This is a genomic window from Ralstonia psammae (genome assembly GCF_958405935.1).
Classification (GTDB): Bacteria; Pseudomonadota; Gammaproteobacteria; order Burkholderiales; family Burkholderiaceae; genus Ralstonia; species Ralstonia psammae.
The window spans coordinates 265,401-287,946 of the sequence record NZ_CATZBU010000003.1; the positions used below are offsets into that span (position 1 = coordinate 265,401).

The window sequence follows — 22,546 nt, forward strand, 5'->3', positions numbered from 1 at the left end:
TGGCGGCCGTCCCACCGCCGGCAGCACCTGTGGCAGCCGGCGGGGATGTCGTCAGACCATGCGGCGGATGCCGAACCGCTGCGCGCGGCGACGCCACACGAGCGCGTAGTACAGCCCCTGCATCACGAACATGGCGAGGAAGGCGGCTGGGTACGCAGCCCAGATGCCGTCGGTGCCGATATGCCGGCTCAGCACCCAGGCCACCGGCACTTCCACCGCCGCGATGGCGAGGATGGAAATCGCCGTGGGCGCCATCACCGTGCCGCTTGAGCGCATCACACCCGAGAAGACGCTCGCCATGCCAAAGATGACCGAACTCCATAGCGAGATATGCAGCAGGCTCTGGGCGAGGCTCATCACTTCCGTGTTCGTGGTGAACCAGCCGATGACGGCGCGCGAGAACAGCAATGCCATCACCACCAGCACGCCGGTAATCGCAACATTGAGCCACAGCCCGGTGCGCGTGATGGCGTCGAGCCGCTCCGTATTGCCCGAGCCGATGGCCTGCGCACCGAGGATAGACGCCGTGATCGCAATCGACATCGCCGGGAACTGCACGTAGCTGATGATCTGCGTACCGGCGCCGTAAGCGGCCGTCGCGTCGGAGCCGAAGCCGTTGACGAACGACAGCAGCGCCAGCTCGGCAATCGAGATCACCACAAGCTGCACGCCCGTCGGCACGCCGATCTTCAGCACGGTTTTCAGCACACCAAAATCGACCCACAGGTGCCGCGCCAACACGGCATCGGGCGCGAGCGGATGATTGCGGCGGCGCAGGAAGAAGGCGAGCCACACCAGCGCGATCGTGAACGAGATGATGGTGGCCGCCGCCCCGCTTGCCACACCCAGTTGCGGCAAGCCGAACCAGCCGCGAATGAACGTCGGCGTCAAGACCAGCCCGACCGACGTCGACAGCGCGAGCGTACGCAGCGGCGTGCGCGTGTCGCCCACGCCGCGCATCATCGCCGTGGCGAGCAGGTAGACGAAAAGGCCCGGCATGGCATAGAGCATGACGCTGGCGTAGAGCGTGGCGTCCTGCAGGATGTCGGCCGGCGTGCCGAGCCAACCCAGCAGCGCATGCGCGAACGGGCCGCCCAGCAGCGCCACCGTCAGCCCCACGATGAAGCCCACCGTCAGCGTCGTACCTGCAACGGTCTTGACCGCCTCAGGCTTCTTGGCGCCCCACGCCTGCCCGATCAACACCGCCGCGCCCGACCCGAGCCCGATGATGAACGCGATGAAGAAAAACAGGATCGGGAAGAACGCCGACACCGCGGCCAGCGCCTTCACGCCGAGCATGTGTCCGACATAGACGTTGTTGAGCGTGCCCGACAACGATTGCAGGATGTTGGCCAGGATCAGGGGGCCGAGGAATGCAACGAATGTTCGCCACAACGGGCGAGCAGCAGGCGCTGTCATGCAGCCTCCTGTTGAGGATTGAATGCCTGGCTCGCCAGTGCGCGCGCAAAGTCGCGCACGTCAGCGGGCCAGGATTGGGTGAGGGATTCGAACGCGACGGCATCTGCGGCAAACAGGGCGCGTGTGGCATCTTCAAAGCCCGCGGCGTTACCCGCCATGGCGGACATGAAGCGGTACGCCGCCTCTTGCGCAACGCGGCGGCGGTCGGCGCCTTCGGCCGCGCGGCGCGCGTCTTCCACCAGCTTGCGCAGCGTAACCGACGCCCCGCCCGGCTGCGCAGCCAGCCAATCCCAGTGGCGCGGCAGCAAGGTCACCTCGCGGGCAATCACGCCCAGCTTGGGGCGGCCAGGGCCACGCGGGCGATTTTCGGACCCAGCCGGTTCAGTGGTGGCAGACGGTGGAGCTTGATCAAGGCGCGCAAGCACGTCTTCAACCGTGCCGCGCAAATCGAATTCCACAGGGTGCGCACTGGTGTTGTCGAACACCAGCACCTGCGATTCGGGGTGGGCAGCCAGGTGGGTTTTGACGGCCCGGGCGACCTCGCGAAGGGGGCCGCCGGCCAAGCGTTGGGTGCCGGCAAACGCCGTGCAAGTGTGGATTGCTGCGGCATCCATGAGACGCGCTCCTGCTGAAGTTTCAACAGGAACAAATTCTACCCGGGTTTAATTTGAAGTCAATATTACCCGGGCAGAAATTGCTATTGCGCGTTACGTGACGAACAGGTCATGCCGCCTGCTGCACGCGCGCCTCCACCAGCAGCCGCTTGAGTTCCGGCACGCATGAGCCGCAATTGCCGCCCGCCTTCAGGCAGGCCGTGATCTCGCCAGTGGATTGCAGGCCCTTGGTGCGGATGGCATCGCAGATGGTGTTGCGGCCCACGCCAAAGCACGAGCAGACGGTCGGACCCACGTCGACGCCGGCTTCGATCGGCTGGCCAAGCAGCACGCCCGCGCGATCGAGGTCTTCCAGGCGTTCTTGTGCGAACAGGCCCGCCAGCCAGTTGCGCGATGGCAGGTCCGGACGCGGCGAGAGAAAAACGCAGGCTTCGATGCGGTCGTCCACCACGTGCACGGCGCGGTAGACCCGCGCGGTGGCGTCTTCGTATTCGAGCCAGTCGGCATGCGGGTCGCTCACGCCGAGCAACGTGCGCGCCCAATCGTGTACGGAACCAAGCTGTTGGCGGCCAGCCAGCTCATAGCGCACGAACTGCTTGCCCTGAATGCGCGTCCACCAGGTTGCATCGTCGGTGTCGAGTGCGCGGCGCGAGAGCACGAAACCGTGCCACGCCACATCAAACGGCTCGACCATCACTGGCGTGTGCTTGAACTCGGGTTCGCCGGACACCGGGTCGACGACCGGATTAACGACCGCACCCACGCGCGCATCGGAAGCAAACTGGCCGTTCCAGTGGATCGGTACGAACACGCTGCCACGCGCGATGCCGCCCGTCATGCGCACACGCGCCACCACACTGCCCCAGCGCGACGATACGCGCGCCAGGGTGCCTTCGCGCACGCCGGCCAGCAGCGCATCGTGCGGGTGCAGGTCGACGAACGGTTCGGGCACGTGATCCGCGAGCCTGGGCGCACGCCCAGTGCGCGTCATGGTGTGCCATTGGTCACGTACGCGGCCGGTGTTGAGGATGAGCGGATACTCGCCATCCGCCGCATGCGCCGGCGCGCGGGCAGCCGTCGGCACGAAACGCGCACGGCCATCGGGGTGCGCAAAGCGGCCATCGCTGAAGAGGCGCGCTTCGCTGTTGCCCGACGTTGCGATGGGCCATTGCACGGGCGACATGCCGTCGTACGCATCGGTGTCGAGCCCCGTCAGACCACCGAGGTGGAAAGCGCGGCGGATGCCGCTCGCATCGTTGGCGTAGGCCGACAGGCGTGCGTGTTCGTCGAACACATCGCGCGGGCTCTTGAAATCGAAGCCGTCGTAACCCATGCGGCGGGCGACGTCGGCGATGATGTCCCAGTCGGCGCGGGCCTCGCCGGGTGCCGGCAGAAAGGCGCGCTGGCGCGAGATGCGGCGCTCGGAGTTCGTCACCGTGCCGTCTTTCTCGCCCCAGCCGAGCGCGGGCAGCACGATGTCGGCCAGTACGGTGGTGTCGGTGGCTTCAACGATGTCGGAGGCGACGACGAGTTCGCACTTGGCCAGCGCACGGCGCGCCTGGTCCGCATCGGGCAGGCTGACCACGGGGTTGGTGCCCATGATCCACACGGCCTTCACGCGCCCGTCTTCAATGGCGTTGAAGAGATCGACCGCCTTGAGGCCCACCTTGTCGGCCATGCGCGGCGCGCCCCAGAACGTCTGCACGAGCTTGCGATGCGATGGCTCATTCAGCTCCATGTGCGCGGCCAGCATGTTGGCCAAGCCGCCCACCTCGCGGCCGCCCATCGCATTCGGCTGGCCGGTAATCGAAAACGGCCCCATGCCCGCGCGGCCGATACGCCCCGTGAGCAAATGGCAATTGATGATGCTGTTGACCTTGTCCGTACCCGCCGTCGATTGGTTGACGCCCATCGAGAACGCGGTGATGGTGCGCTCGGTATCGGCAAACCAGCTGTAGAACGTGAGCAGATCGTCGAGCTTGAGCTTGCAGGCCTTGGCGACGGCTTCGACGTCATTGCTCTCGGTGCCGGCGGCTTCCAGTGCGGCGTCTGGGCCGTTGGTGTGCAGCGTGACGAAGTTCCTGTCCACCACGCCGCGCCGCGAGAGGAACGACAGCAGGCCATTGAACAGCCACACATCCGTGCCGGGCTTGATGGGCAGATGCAGATCGGCCAGCTCGCACGTGGCCGTGTGGCGCGGGTCAACCACCACCACCTTCATCTCGGGCCGCGCTTCCTTGGCGCGCACGATGCGCTGGAACAGGATCGGGTGGCACCACGCCGTGTTGGAGCCCACCAGCACGATGAGATCGGCCGTTTCCAGATCGTCATAGCAGACGGGCACGAGGTCTTCGCCGAACGCGCGCTTGTGCCCCGCCACCGCCGACGACATGCACAGCCGCGAGTTGGTATCGATGTTGGCCGTGCCGATAAAGCCCTTCATCAGCTTGTTGGCGACGTAGTAGTCCTCGGACAGCAACTGGCCGGAGACGTAGAGCGCGACAGAATCCGGGCCGTGCTCTTCGGCAATGCGGCGAAAGCCTTGCGCGACGGCGTCGAGCGCGGTGTCCCACGAGACGCGTTGCAATGGCGCCGGTTTGGCCAACTGCGAGGCGTCCGCGTCATGCGAGCGCTCGCGCATGGCCGGGTATAGCAGCCGGCCATCCAGGCTGACCGTCTCGCCCAGCGCCGAGCCCTTCACGCACAGGCGCCCCGCGTTGGACGGGTGCGCCGGATCACCCGCAATACCGACGCTGCCATCCGCCTGCGGGGTCGCCAGCACACCGCAGCCGACGCCGCAGTACGGGCAGGTGGTGCGCACCGCGTTGGTTGCAGGGTGGATGGGGATGGTCGTCATCGTCATGAGATGGCCTTCGGTTCAGGCAGATCAGAGATCAGGCGGCTTCTACCTCGCACAGCGCGCGGCCAAACAACAGGCGCTGGCGAATGGGTGTGATGGGGGTCTGGCGCTGGATCATGTCGAAGTACCACGGGCCATCGGCCACGTCGCCATACAGCACCGCACCGACGATGCGGTCTTCCTTCAGCACAAGGCGCTTGTAGACGCCGCGGCGCGGGTCGCGCAGCACGATGTCTTCGGTGCCGTCGCCGCCGATGAAATCGCCAGCGGAATACAAGTCTACGCCCGTGACCTTCAGCTTGGTCGCCGTGGCCTGTTGGACATAGCGGCGGTGACCGGCGCCGGCCAGGTGCGCGGCGCACACGCGGGCCTGGTCCCAGATGGGCGCGACGAGCCCGAACGTTGCACTGCGATGCTGAACGCATTCGCCCACGGCGTAGATGCGCGGGTCGTAGGTCTGCAGCGTGTCATCGACGATGATGGCGCGTTCGCAATGCAGGCCGGCCGCCTTGGCAAGCTCGATGTTCGGGCGTACGCCGGCAGTCATGACGACGAGGTCGGCGGGAATCTCGGTGCCGTCTTTGAACCGCACAGCGGTCACGCGGTCGGTGCCAAGCAGCTCCGCCGTGTGCGCACCCAGCAGGAATCGCAGGCCCTTGGCTTCCAGCGCCTTCTGCAACAGCTTGGCGGCCGGCTTGTCGAGCTGGCGCTCCATCAGGCTGTCGGGCAGATGCACAACGGTCACGTCCATGCCCTGGCGCATCAGGCCATTGGCGGCTTCCAGCCCCAGCAGACCACCGCCGATGACGACCGCGTGCCGATGGTTGCGGGCGGCCTCCAGCATCGTCTCCACGTCCTGAATGTCGCGGAAGGCGATCACGCCGGGCAGCAGGTGCCCCGGCACCGGCAGGATGAACGGCCGCGAGCCGGTGGCGATCAGCAGGCGGTCGTAGCGCACCTCCACGCCGTCGCGCGAGCGCAGCGTGCGGCGCGGCCGGTCGATGGCGACCACCGGGTCGCCCGCATGCAGCGTGATGTGGTTCTGCTCGTACCACTCACGCGTGTTGAGCATGATGTCGTCAACCTGCTTCTCGCCCGCCAGCACGGGCGAGAGCAGGATGCGGTTGTAGTTGCCGTGCGGCTCTTCGCCAAACACGGTGACGTCGTACAGGTCAGGCGCCAGCTTGAGCAACTCTTCGACCGTGCGCATACCGGCCATGCCGTTGCCGATGACGACGAGCTTGGGTCGCACGGTCGTGGCGTTCATACCGCTACCCAGACCTTGCCGTCTTCAACCTTGGTCGCGTACGCGTGCACAGAGTTGGCCGGCGCTTCCAGACACTCGCCCGTGGTCAGGTCGAAGTGCTGCTTGTAGATCGGTGAGGCAACGACGATGCGCTCGCCCAGGTTGCCGACCAGCCCGCGCGAGAGCACGGCAGCGTCGGAATTCGGATCGTAGTTGCCGATGGCGTACACGCTTGTCGGGGTGTTGCCGCCCACGCGGAACACGGCAACCTGATCACCGCCCACCAGCGCGCAGACGCCGGTGTTGGGAACGATGTCTTCCAGGGCACAGATCGGGGTCCAACGGGATGCTTGCATGACGTGCTCCTCTATCAAGCCGCTTCAGCAACAACAGGAATGCGCACGGGCCGCGTCTTGGCACGCTCCTCGACCGTGGCGGGGCGGATCTGGCCGCGCTCCTCAACGAAGACGACATTCGCGTCCTTCGCCTCGCTGTTGACGAAGTGGCGGAAGCGCTTGCGCACCTCGGGGTTGGTCACGGCGGTCTTCCACTCGTCTTGATAGGTGTCGACCACGTGCTGCATCTCGGCTTCGAGTTCCGCCACGATGCCCAGCTTGTCGTTGATCACCACGTCCTTCAGGTAGTCGAGGCCGCCTTCCAGGTTGTCGCGCCATGTGCTGGTGCGTTGCAGGCGGTCGGCCGTGCGCACGTAGAACATCAGGAAGCGGTCGACATACTTGATGAGCGTTTCCTGGTCGAGGTCGGCTGCCAGCAGTTCGGCGTGGCGGGGCTTCATGCCACCATTGCCGCACACATACAGGTTCCAGCCCTTCTCGGTAGCGATGATGCCGACATCCTTGCCTTGTGCTTCTGCACATTCGCGCGTGCAGCCCGAGACGCCAAACTTGAGCTTGTGCGGCGAGCGCAGGCCCTTGTAGCGGTTCTCCAGCGCCACTGCAAAACCCACCGAATCGCCCACGCCATAACGGCACCATGTGGAGCCCACGCACGACTTCACGGTGCGCAGCGATTTGCCATACGCATGGCCCGATTCAAAGCCAGCCGCAATCAGTTCTTCCCAGATCAGCGGCAGTTGCTCCAGGCGCGCGCCGAACAGGTCGACACGCTGGCCGCCGGTGATCTTGGTGTACAGGCCGTATTTCTTGGCGACCTGGCCCACGGCGATCAGGCCATCTGCCGTGACCTCGCCGCCCGGCATGCGCGGCACCACGGAGTACGTCCCATCCTTCTGGATGTTGGCGAGGAAGTAGTCGTTGGAATCCTGCAGGCCGGCGTGCTCCTTCTTGAGCACGAAGTCGTTCCAGCACGAAGCGAGGATGCTCGCCACGGCCGGCTTGCAGATGTCGCAACCCATACCGCTGCCGTGCGCCTCCAGAAGCGCCTCGAACGATTGGATGCGGCCCACACGCACCAGGTGATACAGCTCCTGACGCGAGTACGGAAAGTGCTCGCAGATGTGGTTGTTGACGGCCAGGCCCTGCTTCTTCATCTCGGCCTTCATCACCTGTGTCATGAGCGGCACGCAGCCGCCGCAAGAGGTGCCGGCCTTGGTCGCATCCTTGAGCGCACCCACGGTGGTGGCGCCCGCACACACGGCTTGGCACAGCGCGCCCTTCGACACGTCGTTGCATGAGCAGATCTGCGCGCTATCCGGCAGCGCATCCACGCCCAGCGCGGGGCGCGCATTGCCATCGGCCTGCGGCAGGATCAGGAATTCGGGCGCCTCTGGCAGCTCGATGCGGTTGAGCATCATCTGCAGCAGCGTGCCGTACTCCGCTGCATCACCCACCAGCACACCGCCCAGCAGGTACTTGCCGTCTTCCGACACGACCAGCTTCTTGTAGATCTGCTTGCGCTCGTCGGTGAACTGCACGCTGCGGCTGCCCGGCGTCACGCCCTGCGCATCGCCCAGGCTGGCGACGTCCACGCCCATCAGCTTGAGCTTGGTGCTCATGTCGGCGCCGCTGAACTCCGTCGCATCGTCCGCAGCCAGGATTTGCTTGGCGGTGATACGCGCCATCTCGTAACCCGGCGCAACCAGCCCGTAGACCTTGCCGCCCCACAGCGCGCATTCGCCAATCGCGTAGACGTCCGGCGCGGAGGTGCGGCACTCGGAGTCGATGACGATGCCGCCCCGCTCGCCCACTTCCAGCCCGCAGGCGCGTGCCAGTTCATCGCGCGGGCGGATGCCGGCCGAGAAGACGACCATGTCGGCTTCCAGGTGCGTGCCGTCTGCAAAGTTCAGGCGATGCGTAGCCGTTTCGCCGTCGACGATCTCCGCGGTGTTCTTTTGCGTGTGCACGGTTACGCCGAGGTCTTCGATCTTCCGGCGCAGCATGCGGCCGCCGCCATCGTCCACCTGCATGGCCATCAGGCGGCCGGCAAACTCGACCACGTGCGTTTGCAGGTTCATGTCGCGCAGGGCCTTGGCGCATTCCAGCCCCAGCAGGCCGCCGCCGATGACAACCCCGGTCTTGGCGCGCTGGCCGCATTCGGTCATCGCTTCGAGGTCTTCGATGGTGCGATAGACGAAACAGTCCTTGCGGTCGCGGCCGGGCACCGGCGGCACAAACGGCGACGAGCCCGACGCGATGACGAGCTTCTCGTAGGGCAGCACCTCGCCGGTGGAGGTCGTCACCGTTTTGGCGGTGGTGTCGATGGCGGTGGCGCGGGCGTTGAGCTTGAGCACCACGTCATCGCGGTCAAAGAAGCCCGGGGCCACGAGCGAGAGGTCTTCCGCCGTCTTGCCCGTGAAGAATTCCGACAGGTGCACGCGGTCGTATGCGGGGCGCGGCTCTTCGCACAGTACCGTCACTTGAAGGTGATGGCCCGGTGCATTTAGCAGGCTTTCCAGAAACTTGTGGCCCACCATCCCGTGGCCGATGACGACGATCTTCATGGTCATGGTGTGTCTCTCTTAGGCGTTGCCGGCAGCGGCCAGCGTGTTGTCGTATAGCGCTTGTTCACGCGCCTTGTGTTCTGCCGAGAAGCGCACGGCTACGGCGCAGATGGCGGACAGCGCCACCAGCACGCCGAGGATGGACAGCGTGGCCTGCGTGTCGCCCATGCCCTTGAGCAGGAAGCCCGCGGCCACTGCGCCAGCGTTGCCGCCCGCGCCGATGATGCCGGCCACGCCACCCAGCGCACGGCGATCAATGAACGGCACCAGCGCATACGTGGCGCCGCACGCCATGTGCGTGAACAGGCCGAAGCCGAGCATGGCCAGAACCGCAATCGTCACGCTGCCGGCATGCGCAAAACCCAGCAGGCCAAGGCCCTCACCAATCATGAGCACGCACAGCAGTTGGGTACGTGCGTCGAGCCCGCGCTTGGCTGCAACCCGGTCCGACACGATGCCGCCCAGCGCGCGGGCAAACAGCGCCAGCAAACCGAAGCTCGCCGCGGCCATGCCCGCACCCGCCAGCGACAGGCCAAAGTGATCGACGTAGTAGGTGGCGGCGATGTTGTGGATGAAGATCTCCACGCCAAAGCACGCGCCGTAGGTGATGAACAGCAGCCACACGCGGTAGTTGCCGGCGGCCGTCACGAAGCTGCCCCAGCCGCCCTTCTTGCCGCCTTCGATGGTCTTGCCGGCGGCGCGCAGCGCACTGAAGTTGCCTTCCGGGCAGTCCTGCGTATAGCGCCAGTACAGCGCGGCGACGATCAGCATCGCCACACCCGGCACCACCATGGCCAGGCGCCAGCCCAGGCTCTGCGTCACGCCCATCATCACGATGGCGGTCAGCAGCAGCGGCATCGTGCCTTGTGCCACACCGCCGCCGGCGTTGCCCCAGCCCGCCGCCGCCGCGTTGGCGGTGCCCACCACGTTGGGCGCGAACATGACCGACGTGTGGTACTGCGTGATGACGAAGCTCGCGCCAATCGCGCCGATCGCCAGGCGGAAGAACAGGAAGGTTTCGTAGCTTTGCGCGAGCGCCACGCCCAGCACCGGGATGGCACCCAGCAGCAGCAAGCCGGTATAGGTCTTGCGCGGGCCGAAGCGGTCGCACAGCGGGCCGACAATCAGCCGCACCAGGATCGTCACCGCCACCGCCGCGATGTTGATGTTGGCGATCTGGCCGGGGGTGAGGTGGAACTCGCCCTTGAGCACCGGCATGAGCGGCGCGCAGGCAAACCACGCGTAGAAACACACGAAGAACGCGAGCCACGTCAGATGGAAGGCGCGCATCTGCGGCGTACGCAGGCTGAACAGGTCGATTCGGGTGGCTTTGCCGGTCATGTTGAATCCCAATCAGGGGCCGAAAAAAAAGAAAGGCGTCCGAGAGCCCGGCTGCACTAGCCAGGGTCTGGGACGCCGTTGTCCAAGTAGCCCTGAGCACCAGGGCCTTCACCACGAAGAGCGCGGATCGCCTTTGACCCGCGCAATGGTGCTACGCAACAGGTGTGCCAGGGGCGAAAAGCCTTGTGCTATCGCGGTTTGCAGGAAATTGCCCCAAAGTCGGCCGGTGCGCGTGCCTCATGCACGAGCACCGCACCGCACGGTTTCGGTGCAGGCGCGAGTCGGGATGGTGCGGCACAGCAAATGCGCCGGTCGCCGCCAAGGGCGACCGGTACATCACGTGCATGACCGGCTGGGTGACCGGTTAGGAGGAAAGCTACCGGATCAGGTTTCGGCGTCAGTAGCCGTGCGTCACGATCGACAGCACCGACAGATCCGGATGCGTGCCGTCGACAATGCTGCGCGCCACGTGCACGGCTTCCTCCATGGCCTCTTCGGGGCTGCGGAAGGTGTCGTCGCCATCGGCATGAAAGGGCACGACATGGCCGGGCAACTGCGGATCAGCGCCGGGGTGGCACACGTAGCCGGTGTAGGTGTAGCGCGTGGAGTTTGCCCGCGTGGGGCTGGGCACGACGTGAATCTCGAACCCTTCGTAGAGTTCTTGCGGTGCGGTGAGCTGGTCAGACATGGTGGCCTCGCTGGGTTAGCGTGTACCGGCAGCGCCAGCGCTTGTGGCGCGGCGCGGCTGCCCTTGGTTCAACCAGTCTAGGTGATGCGGTAGATGTTGAAATCCGGCGGTTGGATGACATCCGCATCCACCGCCGTTCTTGGGTTGAGTGCGGGTTCGCGCTATGCGCGCTTGATCAACCGGATGATGAACAGCAGGATCACCGCGCCGATCACCGCCGTGATGATCGAGGCGATCCAGCCGCCGCCCAGCGAGATGCCCAGCACCCCTGCCAACCATCCGCCGATGAACGCACCGACGATGCCGACCACGATGTCGACGAAGATGCCGAAACCGCCACCCTTGACCAGGATGCCGGCCAGCCAACCCGCCACCGCGCCGATGATCAACCAAGCAATCAAACCGTGTGAGGCCATGTTCGCGCTCCAAAGAATGTCCGTTTTGAGAGACGTTACCGCACAGGCATAGTAGGCGAAGACAGCACAATCGTGATGTGGCGCTCACGCGGTTTTTGCAATTGCAGCGCTCAACGGAACACGTTCACTGCCTCCACCAGGCGCGTGGCCTGAATGCGCAGGCCCTCGGCCGCTGCCGCGCTCTGGCCTACCAGCGTGGCGTTCTCCTGCGTGACCTGATCCAGATGGTTGACCGCCTGGCTGACCTGCGTGATGCCGTCGGTCTGCTGCGCCGTCGCCAGGCTGATGTCGGCGATCATGGCTGAAACCTTTTTGACCTGTTCGACGATGTCGTCCATGGTCTTGCCGGCATCGTCCACCAGCCGCGAGCCCGATTCGACCTTGTCGACACTGGTGCCGATCAACGCCTTGATCTCCTTGGCTGCGCCCGCGCTGCGCTGCGCAAGCGCGCGCACCTCGCCCGCCACGACAGCAAAACCCCGCCCTTGTTCACCGGCGCGCGCGGCCTCCACGGCCGCGTTGAGTGCCAGGATGTTGGTCTGGAAGGCAATGCTGTCGATCACGCCAATGATGTCGGCAATCTGCTTGGCACTCTGCGTAATGCCGCTCATGGTGGCCACCACCTGCTCCATGGCATGGCCGCCGTTGACCGCCGCCTGCGTGGCCGCACTCGATAACGTGTTCGCCTGCCCGGCCGTCTCGGCATTGCTGGCCACCGTGGCGGTCATCTGCGTCATGGAGCTGGAGGTTTCTTCCAGGCTCGCGGCAGCCTGCTCGGTGCGCATGTTGATGTCGCCGTTACCCTTGGCGATCTCCAGGCTGGCCGATTGCACGTTGACGACCTGCTCGGCCACATCGTCGATCAACCAGCGGAACATCAGCCCGAGCTGGCTGATCGTGCGCAGCGTCATGCCGATCTCGTCCACGCGGTCTGCAATGGCGACTTTCCGGCTCTCACCCGAGGCCACGTTCAGCGCAAGCTCCTGCAGCTTTTCGAGCGGCGTGGCGATCTGCACCTTCAATGACCACGAGGCCAGCGCCAGGGCCACGAGCAACGCGCCGGCAAAACCACCGAGCGCCGCGCCGGACAGGCCGAACGCCCACGCCAGCGCCAGCAGCGCGGGCAGCAATGTGAGAAAGGTGAGCCGAATGCGCCAGCGCACCGGCATCACCTGAAACACCGAACGCCAGGCCATCAACCCCGTTCGCACGATCAGGCCCTTGTGAAACTTGCGGCTGCCTGCCTGGCCGGAGCGGAAATCCTTATAGAGCGCCTCGGCCGCCGCGATTTCTTCGCGCGTGGGCTTGGTACGCACTGACATATAGCCGCTGGCCCGGCCGTTACGCACCACGGGCGTGGCGTTGGCGCGCACCCAATAATGGTCGCCATTCTTGCGGCGGTTCTTGACCAGCGCCGTCCACGGCTGCCCCGCCTTGAGCGTGGCCCACATATCGGCAAATGCCTCAGGTGGCATGTCCGGGTGGCGCACGATGTTGTGGGGCTGGCCTTCAATCTCTTCGCGGGAAAAACCACTGACCTCCACAAACGCCGCATTCGCATAGGCGATGTAGCTCTGGGTGTCGGTGGTCGACATCAGCGTGGCGTTGTCCGGAAACTCGTACTCGCGTTGGGTAACAGGTTCGTTGACACGCATGGGATCTCCTTGATGATTTGCTTCGCAAACGGGTAATCGGCATAAAACCGGTTTTATTAAGACCGACATAACCCCGGCGTCGCGACGATCTCCTCCTCTATTCCCCTCCACCCTGCCCAGGCAGATACTGCATCACGGAAATGATTCTTATCTGCAGCGTCCCTACCTGCCCGGTCTTGTCGCGAAGCGGCAGCGGATTACTGCATTACGCCGCATCCGCTAATCCCTCATTTGCGTTAATTTTTGCGCGAGTAACTCGAGATAAAACGAAATAATAAGACGCCACACGCGTTCTTGTGAATAAAAATCACATAAAAGCCGCTCGGGATCAGGGCAAGCCGCCGTGCTCCCCCGCGACAGCGCGTCACATTGCACGGCTGGACGGGGCAGCTAAACTTTCAGAAATTCCTGAAAATTGAGAAAAATCAAAACAATGCAACTCTCTCCCTTGAAACAGCGCTTCGTTCTGCATTTCGGCGAGATGGGCAGCCGCTGGGGCATCAATCGCACCGTGGGGCAAATCTACGCGCTGCTCTACGCGGCGCGCGAGCCGATCAACGCGGACGAGATCGCCGAGGCGCTCGGCTTCTCCCGCTCGAATGTGAGCATCGGCCTCAAGGAGTTGGAGTCGTGGAAGCTCGTGCGGCTGTCGCACAAGCCGGGCGACCGGCGCGAATACTTTTCCGCCCCCGACGATATCTGGACCATCTTCCGCACGCTGGCCGAAGAGCGCCGCAAGCGCGAGATCGACCCCACGCTCTCACTGCTGCGCGACGTGATGATCGAATCCCCCACAGATCCGGATGACCGCCACGCGCAAGCACGCATGAAAGAGATGTACCAGCTCATCATGCTCATGACCAACTGGTTTGAGGACGTGCAGAAGCTGGACGCCGAATCGTTGCAGCAGCTCATGAAGATGGGTGCCAAGGTGCACAAGCTGCTGGAAATGAAGAACAAGCTTGCCGTTGTCGTTGGCGGCAAATCGAAGTAGCCCCGCCTGAAGAAAGACCATGTCCCTCGATCCCGTTGTCCTGGCGCGCATCCAATTCGGCGCCAACATCACGTTCCACATCCTCTTTCCCACCATCAGCATCGCGCTCGCGTGGGTGCTGCTGTTCTTCAAGCTGCGCTATCGCAAGACAGGTGACGAGGCCTGGATGGCCGCATATCGCCTTTGGGTGAAAGTCTTTGCATTGACGTTCGCGCTGGGCGTGGTATCTGGCGTGACGATGAGCTTCCAGTTCGGCACGAACTGGCCGGGCTATATGAACACCGTCGGCAATATCGCCGGGCCGCTGCTGGCGTATGAAGTGCTGACCGCGTTCTTTCTGGAGGCCAGCTTTCTCGGGATCATGCTGTTCGGCACGGGCCGTGTGAGCCCGCGCATCCATACATTCGCGACGTTCCTGGTCGCGTTGGGCACGACCATCTCGGTGTTCTGGATCATCGCGCTCAACTCGTGGATGCAGACACCCGCCGGCTACGTGATGATCGACGGCCGCGCACATCCGCAAAGCTGGCTGGCGATCATCTTCAACCCGTCGTTTCCATACCGGTTCACGCACATGCTGTTGGCCTCGGGTCTGACGGTTTCGTTCCTGCTGGCAGGGTTGTCTGCCTACCGCTGGCTGCGCAACGACCGCGGTGGCGATGTGCGTGCGACGCTCAAGACCGGCGTGGCGCTGGCCGCCATGCTGATCCCGCTGCAGATTGCTGCCGGCGACGCGCACGGCCTGAACACGCTGGAGCACCAACCGGCCAAGCTGGCCGCGATGGAAGGCATCTGGCAGACCGAACGTGGCGTGCCCGCCGTGCTGTTCGGCATTCCAGATGCAGCCACGCGCAGCAACCGCTACGAGATCGCGGTACCGAAGGTCGCATCGCTGTATCTCACGCATTCGCTCGATGGCGAGGTGCGGGGGCTCGATCGGTTCGACCAGCATCCGCCCGTGCTGCCGGTGTTCTTCGCCTTCCGCCTGATGGTGGGCGTGGGGCTGCTGATGCTGGCGGTGTCGTGGACAAGCGCGTGGCGCCTTCGCCGTGATGGCGAGCTGCCGAACTGGCTGGCGCGCGCCCTCGTCGCCATGACGTTCTCCGGCTGGGTGGCCGTGGTTGCCGGCTGGTACGTTACGGAAATCGGTCGCCAGCCGTGGCTGGTCTACGGCGTGCTGACCACCGCCCAGGCCGCATCGTCCGTGCCCGCCCGGATGATCGGCAGCACGCTGGCGATGTACCTCGCGCTGTACGCGTTCCTCATCGCCTCCTACATCGGCGTGGTGTTCTATCTGGCCCGCAAAGCCGGCGGCGCCATCGACCCGACTGACGCCGACATCCCCGGCAAGCACATCCCTCAATTTTCCGCGCCCGCCGCGAGCCACGTATGAGCACCATCCCTGACCTCACCCAACCCGCCGGCTGGCTGCCGGTGGTCTTCATGGCCCTGATGGGGATTGCCGTGCTGGCCTACGTCGTCCTCGACGGCTACGACCTGGGCGTCGGCATCCTGCTGCGCCGCGCGGACGACGCCGAGAAGGACATCATGATCGCCTCCATCGGCCCGTTCTGGGACGCCAACGAAACCTGGCTCGTGCTCGGGGTCGGGCTGTTGCTGGTGGCGTTTCCCGCCGCGCATGGCGAGATCCTGGGTGCGCTGTATTTGCCGGTCGCGCTGATGCTGTTCGGGCTGATCCTGCGGGGCGTGGCATTCGACTTTCGCGTCAAGGCCCGTGCGCATCACAAGCCATGGTGGAACCGCGCCTTCTACGCGGGCTCCGTCATTGCCACCGCGGCGCAGGGCCTGATGCTCGGGCTGTACATCACGGGCTTCCAGTACGACGCAGCCAACGTCGTCTTTGCGATCTGCACAGCGGGCGGGCTGATTGCAGGCTACCTGTTGCTGGGCGCCACGTGGCTCATCATGAAGACCGAAGGCGCGCTGCAGTTGCGCGCGGTGCAGTGGGCACGCGGCAGCCTGTGGTTTACAGCGCTGGGCGTGGCCGCCGTATCGCTGGCTACGCCCTGGGTCAGCACGCGCGTGTTCGACAAGTGGTTTGCGTTGCCGAACATCATCCTGCTGGCGCCCGTGCCGCTGGTAACAATCGTGCTGTTCCTGCTGATCGACTGGGTGCTGCGCCGCCTGCCACAGCAGATTGCCAAGAGGGATGAACACCTGATCTGGGCGCCGTTCGTCGGCACCGGCGCCATCTTCCTGCTGGCCTTCAATGGCCTGGCCTACAGCCTCTTCCCGTATCTTGTGGTGGACCGGCTCGACATCTGGCAAGCCGCCAGCGCGCCTGAATCGCTTGAGTTCATGCTGGTGGGCGTGGCCATCGTGCTGCCGACCATCGTCGGCTACACGATCTACTCATACAAGGTATTCCACGGCAAGGCGACGGAACTGCGGTACTACTGAGATTGACTCAGCGGCGGGCGGGCGTTTAGGCTCATCGGCTCACCCACCCGCCCGCACACGACATGATCACCTGCTACCTCCGGTACATCATCAACCCGGCCCGGCTCCAGGAATTCGAGACCTACGGAAAGATGTGGATCCCACTGGTCGAGAAGTTTGGCGGCAAGCACCACGGCTACTTCCTCCCGTCTGAAGGCGCCAGCAATGTAGCGTTGGCCTTGTTCTCGTTCCCCAGCCTGGCTGCATATGAGGTCTATCGGGAACGGTCGAAAAACGACCCGGATTGCATCGCCGCCTTCCAGTATGCGGACGAGACCGGCTGCTTTGTCAGCTACGAACGCAGCTTCTTCCGCCCGGTACTTTCGTGACGCCCGTCTAGCCCTGCGGCCTGCGCTGCGACAGTACCCAGAGCATCGCGCCCACGGCTTCCGCCTGCGAGCGCGTGCAGGTCTTGTCGAAGATGGCGCGCAGCTGCGAGCGCACGGTCGACATGGCGACGTTGGCGTTGGCCGCGTATTCGTCGGGCGTCTTGCCGGCAATCAACGCCTCACCCACCGCCGCCTCCGCCGCTGACAAACCGAACGCCTGGCGCAACTGCATGGCCGTCACCGGTGCGGCATCGCCCTTGCGGCGCGCCGTGATCAGCATGGCCGCATCGCCGAACGCAGCATGCGCGGCGTGGGCCGGCAATTGCGAAATGCCGAGGAAGATTTCGTGCGGCGCCCCGAGTGCCGGACGCACGGCAAAGCTCTCGCCCTTGCGTGACTTCGCCACCCGCGCCAGCGCGGCTTGCAGGCCATCGTTGTCGGCGGCAAACGTGGCACTCAATCGGGCGTGCTCCAAACGCAGGCAAGTCGATGCACGCAACAGCGCTTCGGCCTGGGCGTTGGCAAACAACACGCGCTGGTCCCGCCCGAGCGCGAACACGGCCAGGCCAAGCTGCTCCATCAACTCCGTGCCAAGCGCCGCGTCGCGATGCAACACGCGCGTGTCCTGCCAGAGATTGATGGTGCGCTGCAGATGGCCGGTCATGCCGGCAGCCGTGGCGCGCTCCTCATCAGAGAACGGGGTGCGGCCGTTCGCGCGCAGCATGCCGAGCAGGATGTCGCTGCCGCCGGGGCGCGCCAGGCGCACGCCCATCAGGTAGCGAAAGCCCGACGGTAGTTGATAGTCCTGGTAGAACTCGCTGCGCTCGACGTAGGCATCGGACACATAGTCCTGGCAGAAGGCAAATTCACCCAGAGCGGTACGTTCGACATGCTCACGGCGCGGATCGAGCGCGCCGTAGTACTGGTCGTAGCGGGCAATGATGTCGTCCCACCCCCTTCCTGGGGAGTAAGTCGAAAGATTAGGCGCGTTGCGAACGGGGTCCCAACTGAACATGTGGAACACGTTGGCGCCTAGCGCTTCGGTGACGTCGTGAAACACTTCCAGGAAACCATCCTGCGTCACCGCAGCTTCGTACAGATCACCGATGAGCTGGTCTTTGAGCACGCTTCCCTCCCCCGAAGGATGGCTGTCTGGCCATGAAGCCCGCCGTACTCACTCGGCAAAAACAAAGTGGCAGCGGACATGTTATGCGCGCAAACGTAGCACGTGCGGGCGCCGATCAACATCGTTCATTTGGCGACGCTTTCCTCCAAATGAATGATGCGGGCGCTTGGGGTGCCCTTCGAGAATCTCCCTGCCGAATAACGGCGCCGCATGCACGGCGCACCCACGATCCAGCGGAGGACCCATGAAACTCACCCCCATTGCAATCGCACTGGCCACCCTTGCCCTGTCGGCTTGCGGCGGCGGCGATTCCGGCAGCAGCGCCAGCACATCGCCCGGCCCCAACGTTCCGGCAGCACAGACGGTCAGCGGCGTCGCCGCCACGGGCGCGGCCATGCAAGGCGCCACGGTCACGCTGATGGACGCGTCCGGCAAGTCGGTCGACTGCCCGGCCAACGCCACCACCGGGGCATTCCAGTGCGCGGTGACAGGCCTGACCGCGCCGTTCGTGCTGTCGGCTTCTGGCAACGTTGCCGACTCCCAAGCCACGCTGATTGCGCTGTCCGCCAGTGCCGGCACGCAGACGATCAACATCACGCCCATCACCAACGCCATCGCCGCCACCATCGTGGGCGACAACCCGAGCAAGCTCCTGGGCAACACGGGCCTGCTGCAAAGCAAGGTGACCGCGCAAACCGTCTCCAGTACTGTGGCCGCCTATGCCGCCGCGCTGGCCGACCTGCTGGCCGCCACCGGCAACACCGGGGTGGATCTCATCTCGGGCCCGCTGACCGCAGGCGCACCGGGCCTCGACCGCCTGCTCGATCAGGTGAAGGTGAACGTGCTGCCGGACGGCAGCGTGCAGATCAGCTCCGTGGCCGGCGCATCGAGCGATACGCCTGCGCAATTGCAGCTCTCGCCGGGCGTAGCGCCCCAGGCCAGCGACAAGGCCAGCCTGCCGAGCGTGGCGACCATCAATGGCAACCCCGTCTCCAACCTGCCAACCGCCTCCGATCTGGCTGCGTTGCAAACGGCGCTCAACCAATGCTTTGCCGGCTCCACGGGCACCGGACGCACGGGCGGCAGCGTGCCCGCCTGCGGCCAGATCTTCGTGGATGACGTGACCAACGGCGCGCGCATCAACGGGGTGCCGTCGGCCTACCTGAACAACGGCATGACCGCCGAGCAGGAATTCGGCCCCGCATCGGGCGGGGGCACGCCGGGCCTGTTTGCCGACGACGCGATGAACAACGCCAGCTTCAGCCTGCCGGAGATCATCCGCGTGGCGTCCAGCAGCGGCGACACGCTGTGGGTCAAGCTCGCCTGGACCCGCGCCGACGGCCTTCGCGACGGCATGCAGCAGCACGTGCAAGTGGCGGTGCAAGCCGCCTCGCGCACCAGCGGCGACAACGGCTGGCGTATCGTCGGCAACCAGCGCGCCGTGCTCTCGAAGGTCAACGCCAACGCGCAGAAGTGGGACTGGCTGAACAGCGCCACCGCAATGACGGGCACCAATGCGTTTGTCGATTCGATCAACATGCAGGTGGGCATCGTGGACGCCTCCGGCACGCCGGTCGACTTTGCGATTGTTACCGGCCCGGGCCTGCGCAATGGCGTGTTCCTGCAGCCGTCTTCGGGCACGTGCGACACGCTGAACATCCGCGCCCAGGTCGGCGCAAGCCAGACCCCAGCGCAGCTTGCCCTGCTGGCCAAGCAAAGCGCCTGCCGCAATAACTTCCGCCTGGCAGGCGCGGCACAAGACCCGGCCAATCAGGGGAGTTTCACGTGGCCCGGCGATGCACCGCGCAACAACACGGCATGGGCCAAGCCGCAACTGACGGCATCGGAGCTGGCGACCATCACGCCGTTCAGCGCCTACACGATCGCCATCTATCAGGGCGGGGTCACCAGCCTGCCGTCCAAGACCTACACGGTGCGGTTGCGCACACCGTCGCCCTCGCCCGAGGCGCTGCGCCAGTACACCTGGCAGGACATCTCGCAAACCACGCGCGACATCCTCACCCCGGGCACGGCATCGACGTTCGCAGGCGGCCCCACGCTGCCCGTCACGTGGACGACCAAGGCGGGCGTGCCGTTCGTGAAACGCGTCAACGTCCAGATCCGCTCCACGGCGTCGGGCCAGCCGACGGTGTTCGTGAATGGTGTCGGCCGTGCCTCACCGGCCGCGCCGGGCACCACGCTCACCGTCAACGTCGCGGGCGACCAGGGTGTGGCCTTCCCGGCGGTGACGGGCTGGTCGGGCGCACAAGACATGTCGTTCACGAATATGTCGTGGGCAGACCCGCAGGATCTGAACTTCACAACGGCGGTCGAGTACGACCGCTAACAAGCAGGGCACACGGGGAAGAGCGATGATCGGGCCCGCAAGGCGTCATACCTTGCGGGCCCCGATCAAACCACTGTCGCCTCAAACACGCGCCGGTAGTTACCGCCCAGAATCTGGCCAACTTCCACGGACGTGAACCCCGCTTTCAGCAGGGCCCGGGCCAGCGCCGGCAACTGCGCATAACTGGTGAACACCGGCGGCCGGATAAAGCCAAGCAGGTCGGTGCCCAGCCCCACGTGCGCCACGCCCACCACGTCGGCCATGCGCTTGATGCCCATCGCCATGGCATCGAGGTTGGGAAAATCCGCCGCATTGGGCCACACGCCAATCACACCGCCGGTGTCCGCCGCCGCGCGTGCATGGTCTGCTGAAATCAACCGGCTGCGCGCCCTGGGCGCCCCCGACAGCGCCGTGTGCGACAGCACCAGCGGTTTGGTGGTCGTGGCCGCCGCGCGCACAATCGGGCGGGCCGGTCCCTGGCTCATGGATTGCCTGAAACGCCACAAGGTGTTCGAACGCGACCGCAACGGCAATCCCACCACGCTGTAGCCGGACCATTTGCGCTACGCTTACGGCCTTTCGCCCGACCTCGCCTTCATCGCCTTTGCGCCCCCTCATGCCCACCCTGCAACACGTCGACCTGCGCACGGACCCCGCCGCCCGCCCTTTCGTCAAGGACGAGACCGTCCACGTCGACTTTGCCGCCGAAGCCGGCGCGCTGATGAGCCTGGAAGGCCCCAACCGCTACGCACCCGGCGATGCGCTGATCACCGGTTCAACTGGCGACCGCTGGGTGGTCTCGCGCGGGCGTTTCGATGCCAAGTACGTCCCCGCCGATGCGTCACTCACGCATGGTCAGGCCGGCGCTTATCGCAATTGCCCGAGCGTGGTGCTCGCCAAGCAGATGAGCGAAGCGTTCTCGATGGCGCGCTCCGAAGCCGGCGATGTGCTGCACGGCCAAGCCGGTGATTGGGTGCTCCAATACGCCCCCGGCGACTACGGCGTCGTGCAGGCGCAGCGCTTCGCCAAGGTCTACCGGCCCGCCTGAATCGCTACTGAGCCGTCTGCTGGCGCTCGGCTTCGTGGTGCTTCATCTGCAGGTAGTCCTGCCGTTCCACTTCATGCAACTGGCGCGGATACTGCTCGGTGGCGTTGAACCACGTGTTCAGCCGCTGCTGCAAACGCTTGTCCGGCGGCGCTGACAACGCTTTCAAATAGGCGTCGATTGCGAGGTAGTAACGCATCGTGTTGCGCTCGAGCAGGCCGCGCACACCGCCCACGTATTCCGGTGCGGCGGCTGACGACTCTGCCGTCTTCGTAAAACCCACCTTGTCGCTGCCGACCGTGCCCAGATACGTGCGCATCGCCAGCCGGCCCGCTGTGCCGTATCCGTACGAATACGTCAGATGCAGGAAGGTGTGGTTGCCGCCCGCCGGTGCAGGAATGGCCTCCAGCGTGATGCGGTAGTCCTTCGTGCTGAACGGGCCGGACTCGGCATTCAGTTCCACGCGAAAGTAGTCTGCATTGCTGGCAACCGGGCGGTAGTTGAACTCCAGCCGATAGCTGCTGGACAGGGTCTGCTCGACCTTGCGGCCGAGGTTCACGTCGAGCACGGGGCCCTTGGCGCCGGGCACGGCGTGGCAATACTTGATGTTCAGATGCAGGATCAGCACGTCGCACCAGTTGCCGGGGCCTTGTGTCGCGTCACTCAACGCGCTGTTCACGGTGGCGAACGGGTAATCGACCACGCTGTAGATGTCGCCCTTGAGCATGGTGGGCGTCTCGGTGGATTCCAGCACCAGCGGACGGTGGAATGGGTTATCAGCCAATTGCGGCGCCACGCTCTGGTATTTGTCGCGCAGGCCCTGCGCGTCGTCTGCCGCGTGGGAGCCCGGGCTCAGGCATAGGCCGGCCATCGTGGCCATCAAGGCAAGCAGGGTAACTGGACGCAGCCAGGCGGTATGTCGGTGCAAGGTCATAGACGGCGTTCTCGTGGAATTGCTCTTCATTCTAGGAGGCGCTAACGCCAACGCTCTCGCAACAAATGGTCCTGCAGGTGCACATCGGCCATGCGACGTTCTGTCCTCATGGCGGGCACCGTGTGCCCGGGTGCGGGTCGGTAAAATGGACG

The 22,546-nt window shown here is 65.0% G+C and carries 19 protein-coding genes; 6 read left to right on the forward strand and 13 right to left on the reverse strand.

Annotated elements, in window-relative coordinates:
• Positions 1 to 51: 51 nt before the first annotated feature.
• The 10 genes from R2N16_RS07930 to R2N16_RS07975 form a co-directional block, all read right to left on the reverse strand.
• Complete coding sequence (locus R2N16_RS07930) at positions 52 to 1,419, reverse strand: MATE family efflux transporter (protein WP_316665091.1); 1,368 nt, start codon at positions 1,417 to 1,419, stop codon at positions 52 to 54.
• Positions 1,416 to 2,033: a DUF2239 family protein gene (locus tag R2N16_RS07935; RefSeq protein ID WP_316665092.1), complete on the reverse strand. Its 618-nt coding sequence runs from the start codon at positions 2,031 to 2,033 to the stop codon at positions 1,416 to 1,418. The genes R2N16_RS07930 and R2N16_RS07935 overlap by 4 nt, the downstream gene beginning before the upstream one ends.
• A 109-nt stretch (positions 2,034 to 2,142) precedes the next feature.
• Entirely contained in the window at positions 2,143 to 4,896 is a 2,754-nt protein-coding gene (locus tag R2N16_RS07940; protein ID WP_316665093.1) for a molybdopterin-dependent oxidoreductase, read from the reverse strand.
• Positions 4,897 to 4,927: 31 nt separating this feature from the next.
• Entirely contained in the window at positions 4,928 to 6,160 is a 1,233-nt protein-coding gene (locus tag R2N16_RS07945; protein WP_316665094.1) for an NAD(P)/FAD-dependent oxidoreductase, read from the reverse strand.
• Positions 6,157 to 6,495, reverse strand: coding sequence for a nitrite reductase small subunit NirD (nirD, locus tag R2N16_RS07950; RefSeq protein ID WP_316665095.1), 339 nt, complete (start codon positions 6,493 to 6,495; stop codon positions 6,157 to 6,159). Before nirD ends, R2N16_RS07945 begins: the two co-directional genes overlap by 4 nt.
• Before the next feature lie 14 nt (positions 6,496 to 6,509).
• Positions 6,510 to 9,065, reverse strand: coding sequence for a nitrite reductase large subunit NirB (gene nirB, locus R2N16_RS07955; protein WP_316665096.1), 2,556 nt, complete (start codon positions 9,063 to 9,065; stop codon positions 6,510 to 6,512).
• A 12-nt stretch (positions 9,066 to 9,077) separates the two neighbouring features.
• On the reverse strand, positions 9,078 to 10,400 hold the full coding sequence (locus R2N16_RS07960) for an MFS transporter (RefSeq protein ID WP_316665097.1): 1,323 nt from the start codon (positions 10,398 to 10,400) through the stop codon (positions 9,078 to 9,080).
• Between the two features lie 397 nt (positions 10,401 to 10,797).
• Positions 10,798 to 11,088 (reverse strand): hypothetical protein, encoded by a 291-nt coding sequence (locus tag R2N16_RS07965; RefSeq protein WP_316665098.1) that lies wholly within the window; start codon positions 11,086 to 11,088, stop codon positions 10,798 to 10,800.
• 161 nt (positions 11,089 to 11,249) lie between these two features.
• Positions 11,250 to 11,504 carry a GlsB/YeaQ/YmgE family stress response membrane protein gene (locus tag R2N16_RS07970; RefSeq protein ID WP_065854483.1) on the reverse strand — a complete coding sequence of 85 codons (255 nt, stop codon included), beginning with the start codon at positions 11,502 to 11,504 and terminating at the stop codon, positions 11,250 to 11,252.
• A gap of 110 nt (positions 11,505 to 11,614) precedes the next feature.
• Positions 11,615 to 13,159, reverse strand: coding sequence for a methyl-accepting chemotaxis protein (locus R2N16_RS07975; protein WP_316665099.1), 1,545 nt, complete (start codon positions 13,157 to 13,159; stop codon positions 11,615 to 11,617).
• Positions 13,160 to 13,592: 433 nt separating this feature from the next.
• Between R2N16_RS07975 and R2N16_RS07980 the strand changes: the two genes are divergently transcribed.
• The 4 genes from R2N16_RS07980 to R2N16_RS07995 all read left to right on the forward strand — a co-directional run bounded on the left by R2N16_RS07980 (position 13,593) and on the right by R2N16_RS07995 (position 16,942).
• Complete coding sequence (locus tag R2N16_RS07980; RefSeq protein WP_316665100.1) at positions 13,593 to 14,153, forward strand: GbsR/MarR family transcriptional regulator; 561 nt, start codon at positions 13,593 to 13,595, stop codon at positions 14,151 to 14,153.
• Positions 14,154 to 14,172: 19 nt separating this feature from the next.
• Positions 14,173 to 15,546 (forward strand): cytochrome ubiquinol oxidase subunit I, encoded by a 1,374-nt coding sequence (locus R2N16_RS07985; RefSeq protein ID WP_316665101.1) that lies wholly within the window; start codon positions 14,173 to 14,175, stop codon positions 15,544 to 15,546.
• Positions 15,543 to 16,574 (forward strand): cytochrome d ubiquinol oxidase subunit II, encoded by a 1,032-nt coding sequence (locus R2N16_RS07990; protein ID WP_316665102.1) that lies wholly within the window; start codon positions 15,543 to 15,545, stop codon positions 16,572 to 16,574. Before R2N16_RS07985 ends, R2N16_RS07990 begins: the two co-directional genes overlap by 4 nt.
• A gap of 62 nt (positions 16,575 to 16,636) precedes the next feature.
• Complete coding sequence (locus R2N16_RS07995; protein WP_316665103.1) at positions 16,637 to 16,942, forward strand: NIPSNAP family protein; 306 nt, start codon at positions 16,637 to 16,639, stop codon at positions 16,940 to 16,942.
• Between the two features lie 7 nt (positions 16,943 to 16,949).
• On the opposite strand, the gene R2N16_RS08000 is transcribed toward R2N16_RS07995, so the two are convergent.
• Positions 16,950 to 18,068: a helix-turn-helix transcriptional regulator gene (locus R2N16_RS08000; RefSeq protein ID WP_316665104.1), complete on the reverse strand. Its 1,119-nt coding sequence runs from the start codon at positions 18,066 to 18,068 to the stop codon at positions 16,950 to 16,952.
• A gap of 244 nt (positions 18,069 to 18,312) precedes the next feature.
• Between R2N16_RS08000 and R2N16_RS08005 the strand changes: the two genes are divergently transcribed.
• Positions 18,313 to 20,415 (forward strand): hypothetical protein, encoded by a 2,103-nt coding sequence (locus R2N16_RS08005; RefSeq protein WP_316665105.1) that lies wholly within the window; start codon positions 18,313 to 18,315, stop codon positions 20,413 to 20,415.
• Between the two features lie 65 nt (positions 20,416 to 20,480).
• On the opposite strand, the gene R2N16_RS08010 is transcribed toward R2N16_RS08005, so the two are convergent.
• Positions 20,481 to 20,900 carry a membrane dipeptidase gene (locus R2N16_RS08010; RefSeq protein WP_316665106.1) on the reverse strand — a complete coding sequence of 140 codons (420 nt, stop codon included), beginning with the start codon at positions 20,898 to 20,900 and terminating at the stop codon, positions 20,481 to 20,483.
• A 131-nt stretch (positions 20,901 to 21,031) separates the two neighbouring features.
• Here R2N16_RS08010 and R2N16_RS08015 point away from each other — a divergent pair, with 131 nt between their 5' ends.
• Positions 21,032 to 21,463, forward strand: coding sequence for a PGDYG domain-containing protein (locus R2N16_RS08015; RefSeq protein ID WP_316665107.1), 432 nt, complete (start codon positions 21,032 to 21,034; stop codon positions 21,461 to 21,463).
• 4 nt (positions 21,464 to 21,467) lie between these two features.
• On the opposite strand, the gene R2N16_RS08020 is transcribed toward R2N16_RS08015, so the two are convergent.
• Positions 21,468 to 22,394 carry a hypothetical protein gene (locus R2N16_RS08020; protein WP_428984101.1) on the reverse strand — a complete coding sequence of 309 codons (927 nt, stop codon included), beginning with the start codon at positions 22,392 to 22,394 and terminating at the stop codon, positions 21,468 to 21,470.
• Positions 22,395 to 22,546 lie beyond the last annotated feature (152 nt).

What these genes read in the sequence shown, in the direction of transcription:
- R2N16_RS07975 (WP_316665099.1), bottom strand. Translation starts at nt 13,159, where the DNA reads ATGCGTGTCAACGAACCTGTTACCCAACGCGAGTACGAGTTTCCGGAC.
- R2N16_RS07960 (WP_316665097.1), bottom strand. Translation starts at nt 10,400, where the DNA reads ATGACCGGCAAAGCCACCCGAATCGACCTGTTCAGCCTGCGTACGCCG.
- R2N16_RS07945 (WP_316665094.1), bottom strand. Translation starts at nt 6,160, where the DNA reads ATGAACGCCACGACCGTGCGACCCAAGCTCGTCGTCATCGGCAACGGC.
- R2N16_RS07930 (WP_316665091.1), bottom strand. Translation starts at nt 1,419, where the DNA reads ATGACAGCGCCTGCTGCTCGCCCGTTGTGGCGAACATTCGTTGCATTC.
- R2N16_RS08020 (WP_428984101.1), bottom strand. Translation starts at nt 22,394, where the DNA reads ATGACCTTGCACCGACATACCGCCTGGCTGCGTCCAGTTACCCTGCTT.
- R2N16_RS07940 (WP_316665093.1), bottom strand. Translation starts at nt 4,896, where the DNA reads ATGACGATGACGACCATCCCCATCCACCCTGCAACCAACGCGGTGCGC.
- R2N16_RS07980 (WP_316665100.1), top strand. Translation starts at nt 13,593, where the DNA reads ATGCAACTCTCTCCCTTGAAACAGCGCTTCGTTCTGCATTTCGGCGAG.
- R2N16_RS07985 (WP_316665101.1), top strand. Translation starts at nt 14,173, where the DNA reads ATGTCCCTCGATCCCGTTGTCCTGGCGCGCATCCAATTCGGCGCCAAC.
- nirD (WP_316665095.1), bottom strand. Translation starts at nt 6,495, where the DNA reads ATGCAAGCATCCCGTTGGACCCCGATCTGTGCCCTGGAAGACATCGTT.
- R2N16_RS07965 (WP_316665098.1), bottom strand. Translation starts at nt 11,088, where the DNA reads ATGTCTGACCAGCTCACCGCACCGCAAGAACTCTACGAAGGGTTCGAG.
- R2N16_RS08015 (WP_316665107.1), top strand. Translation starts at nt 21,032, where the DNA reads ATGCCCACCCTGCAACACGTCGACCTGCGCACGGACCCCGCCGCCCGC.
- R2N16_RS07935 (WP_316665092.1), bottom strand. Translation starts at nt 2,033, where the DNA reads ATGGATGCCGCAGCAATCCACACTTGCACGGCGTTTGCCGGCACCCAA.
- R2N16_RS07995 (WP_316665103.1), top strand. Translation starts at nt 16,637, where the DNA reads ATGATCACCTGCTACCTCCGGTACATCATCAACCCGGCCCGGCTCCAG.
- R2N16_RS07990 (WP_316665102.1), top strand. Translation starts at nt 15,543, where the DNA reads ATGAGCACCATCCCTGACCTCACCCAACCCGCCGGCTGGCTGCCGGTG.
- R2N16_RS08010 (WP_316665106.1), bottom strand. Translation starts at nt 20,900, where the DNA reads ATGAGCCAGGGACCGGCCCGCCCGATTGTGCGCGCGGCGGCCACGACC.
- R2N16_RS07970 (WP_065854483.1), bottom strand. Translation starts at nt 11,504, where the DNA reads ATGGCCTCACACGGTTTGATTGCTTGGTTGATCATCGGCGCGGTGGCG.
- nirB (WP_316665096.1), bottom strand. Translation starts at nt 9,065, where the DNA reads ATGACCATGAAGATCGTCGTCATCGGCCACGGGATGGTGGGCCACAAG.
- R2N16_RS08005 (WP_316665105.1), top strand. Translation starts at nt 18,313, where the DNA reads ATGAAACTCACCCCCATTGCAATCGCACTGGCCACCCTTGCCCTGTCG.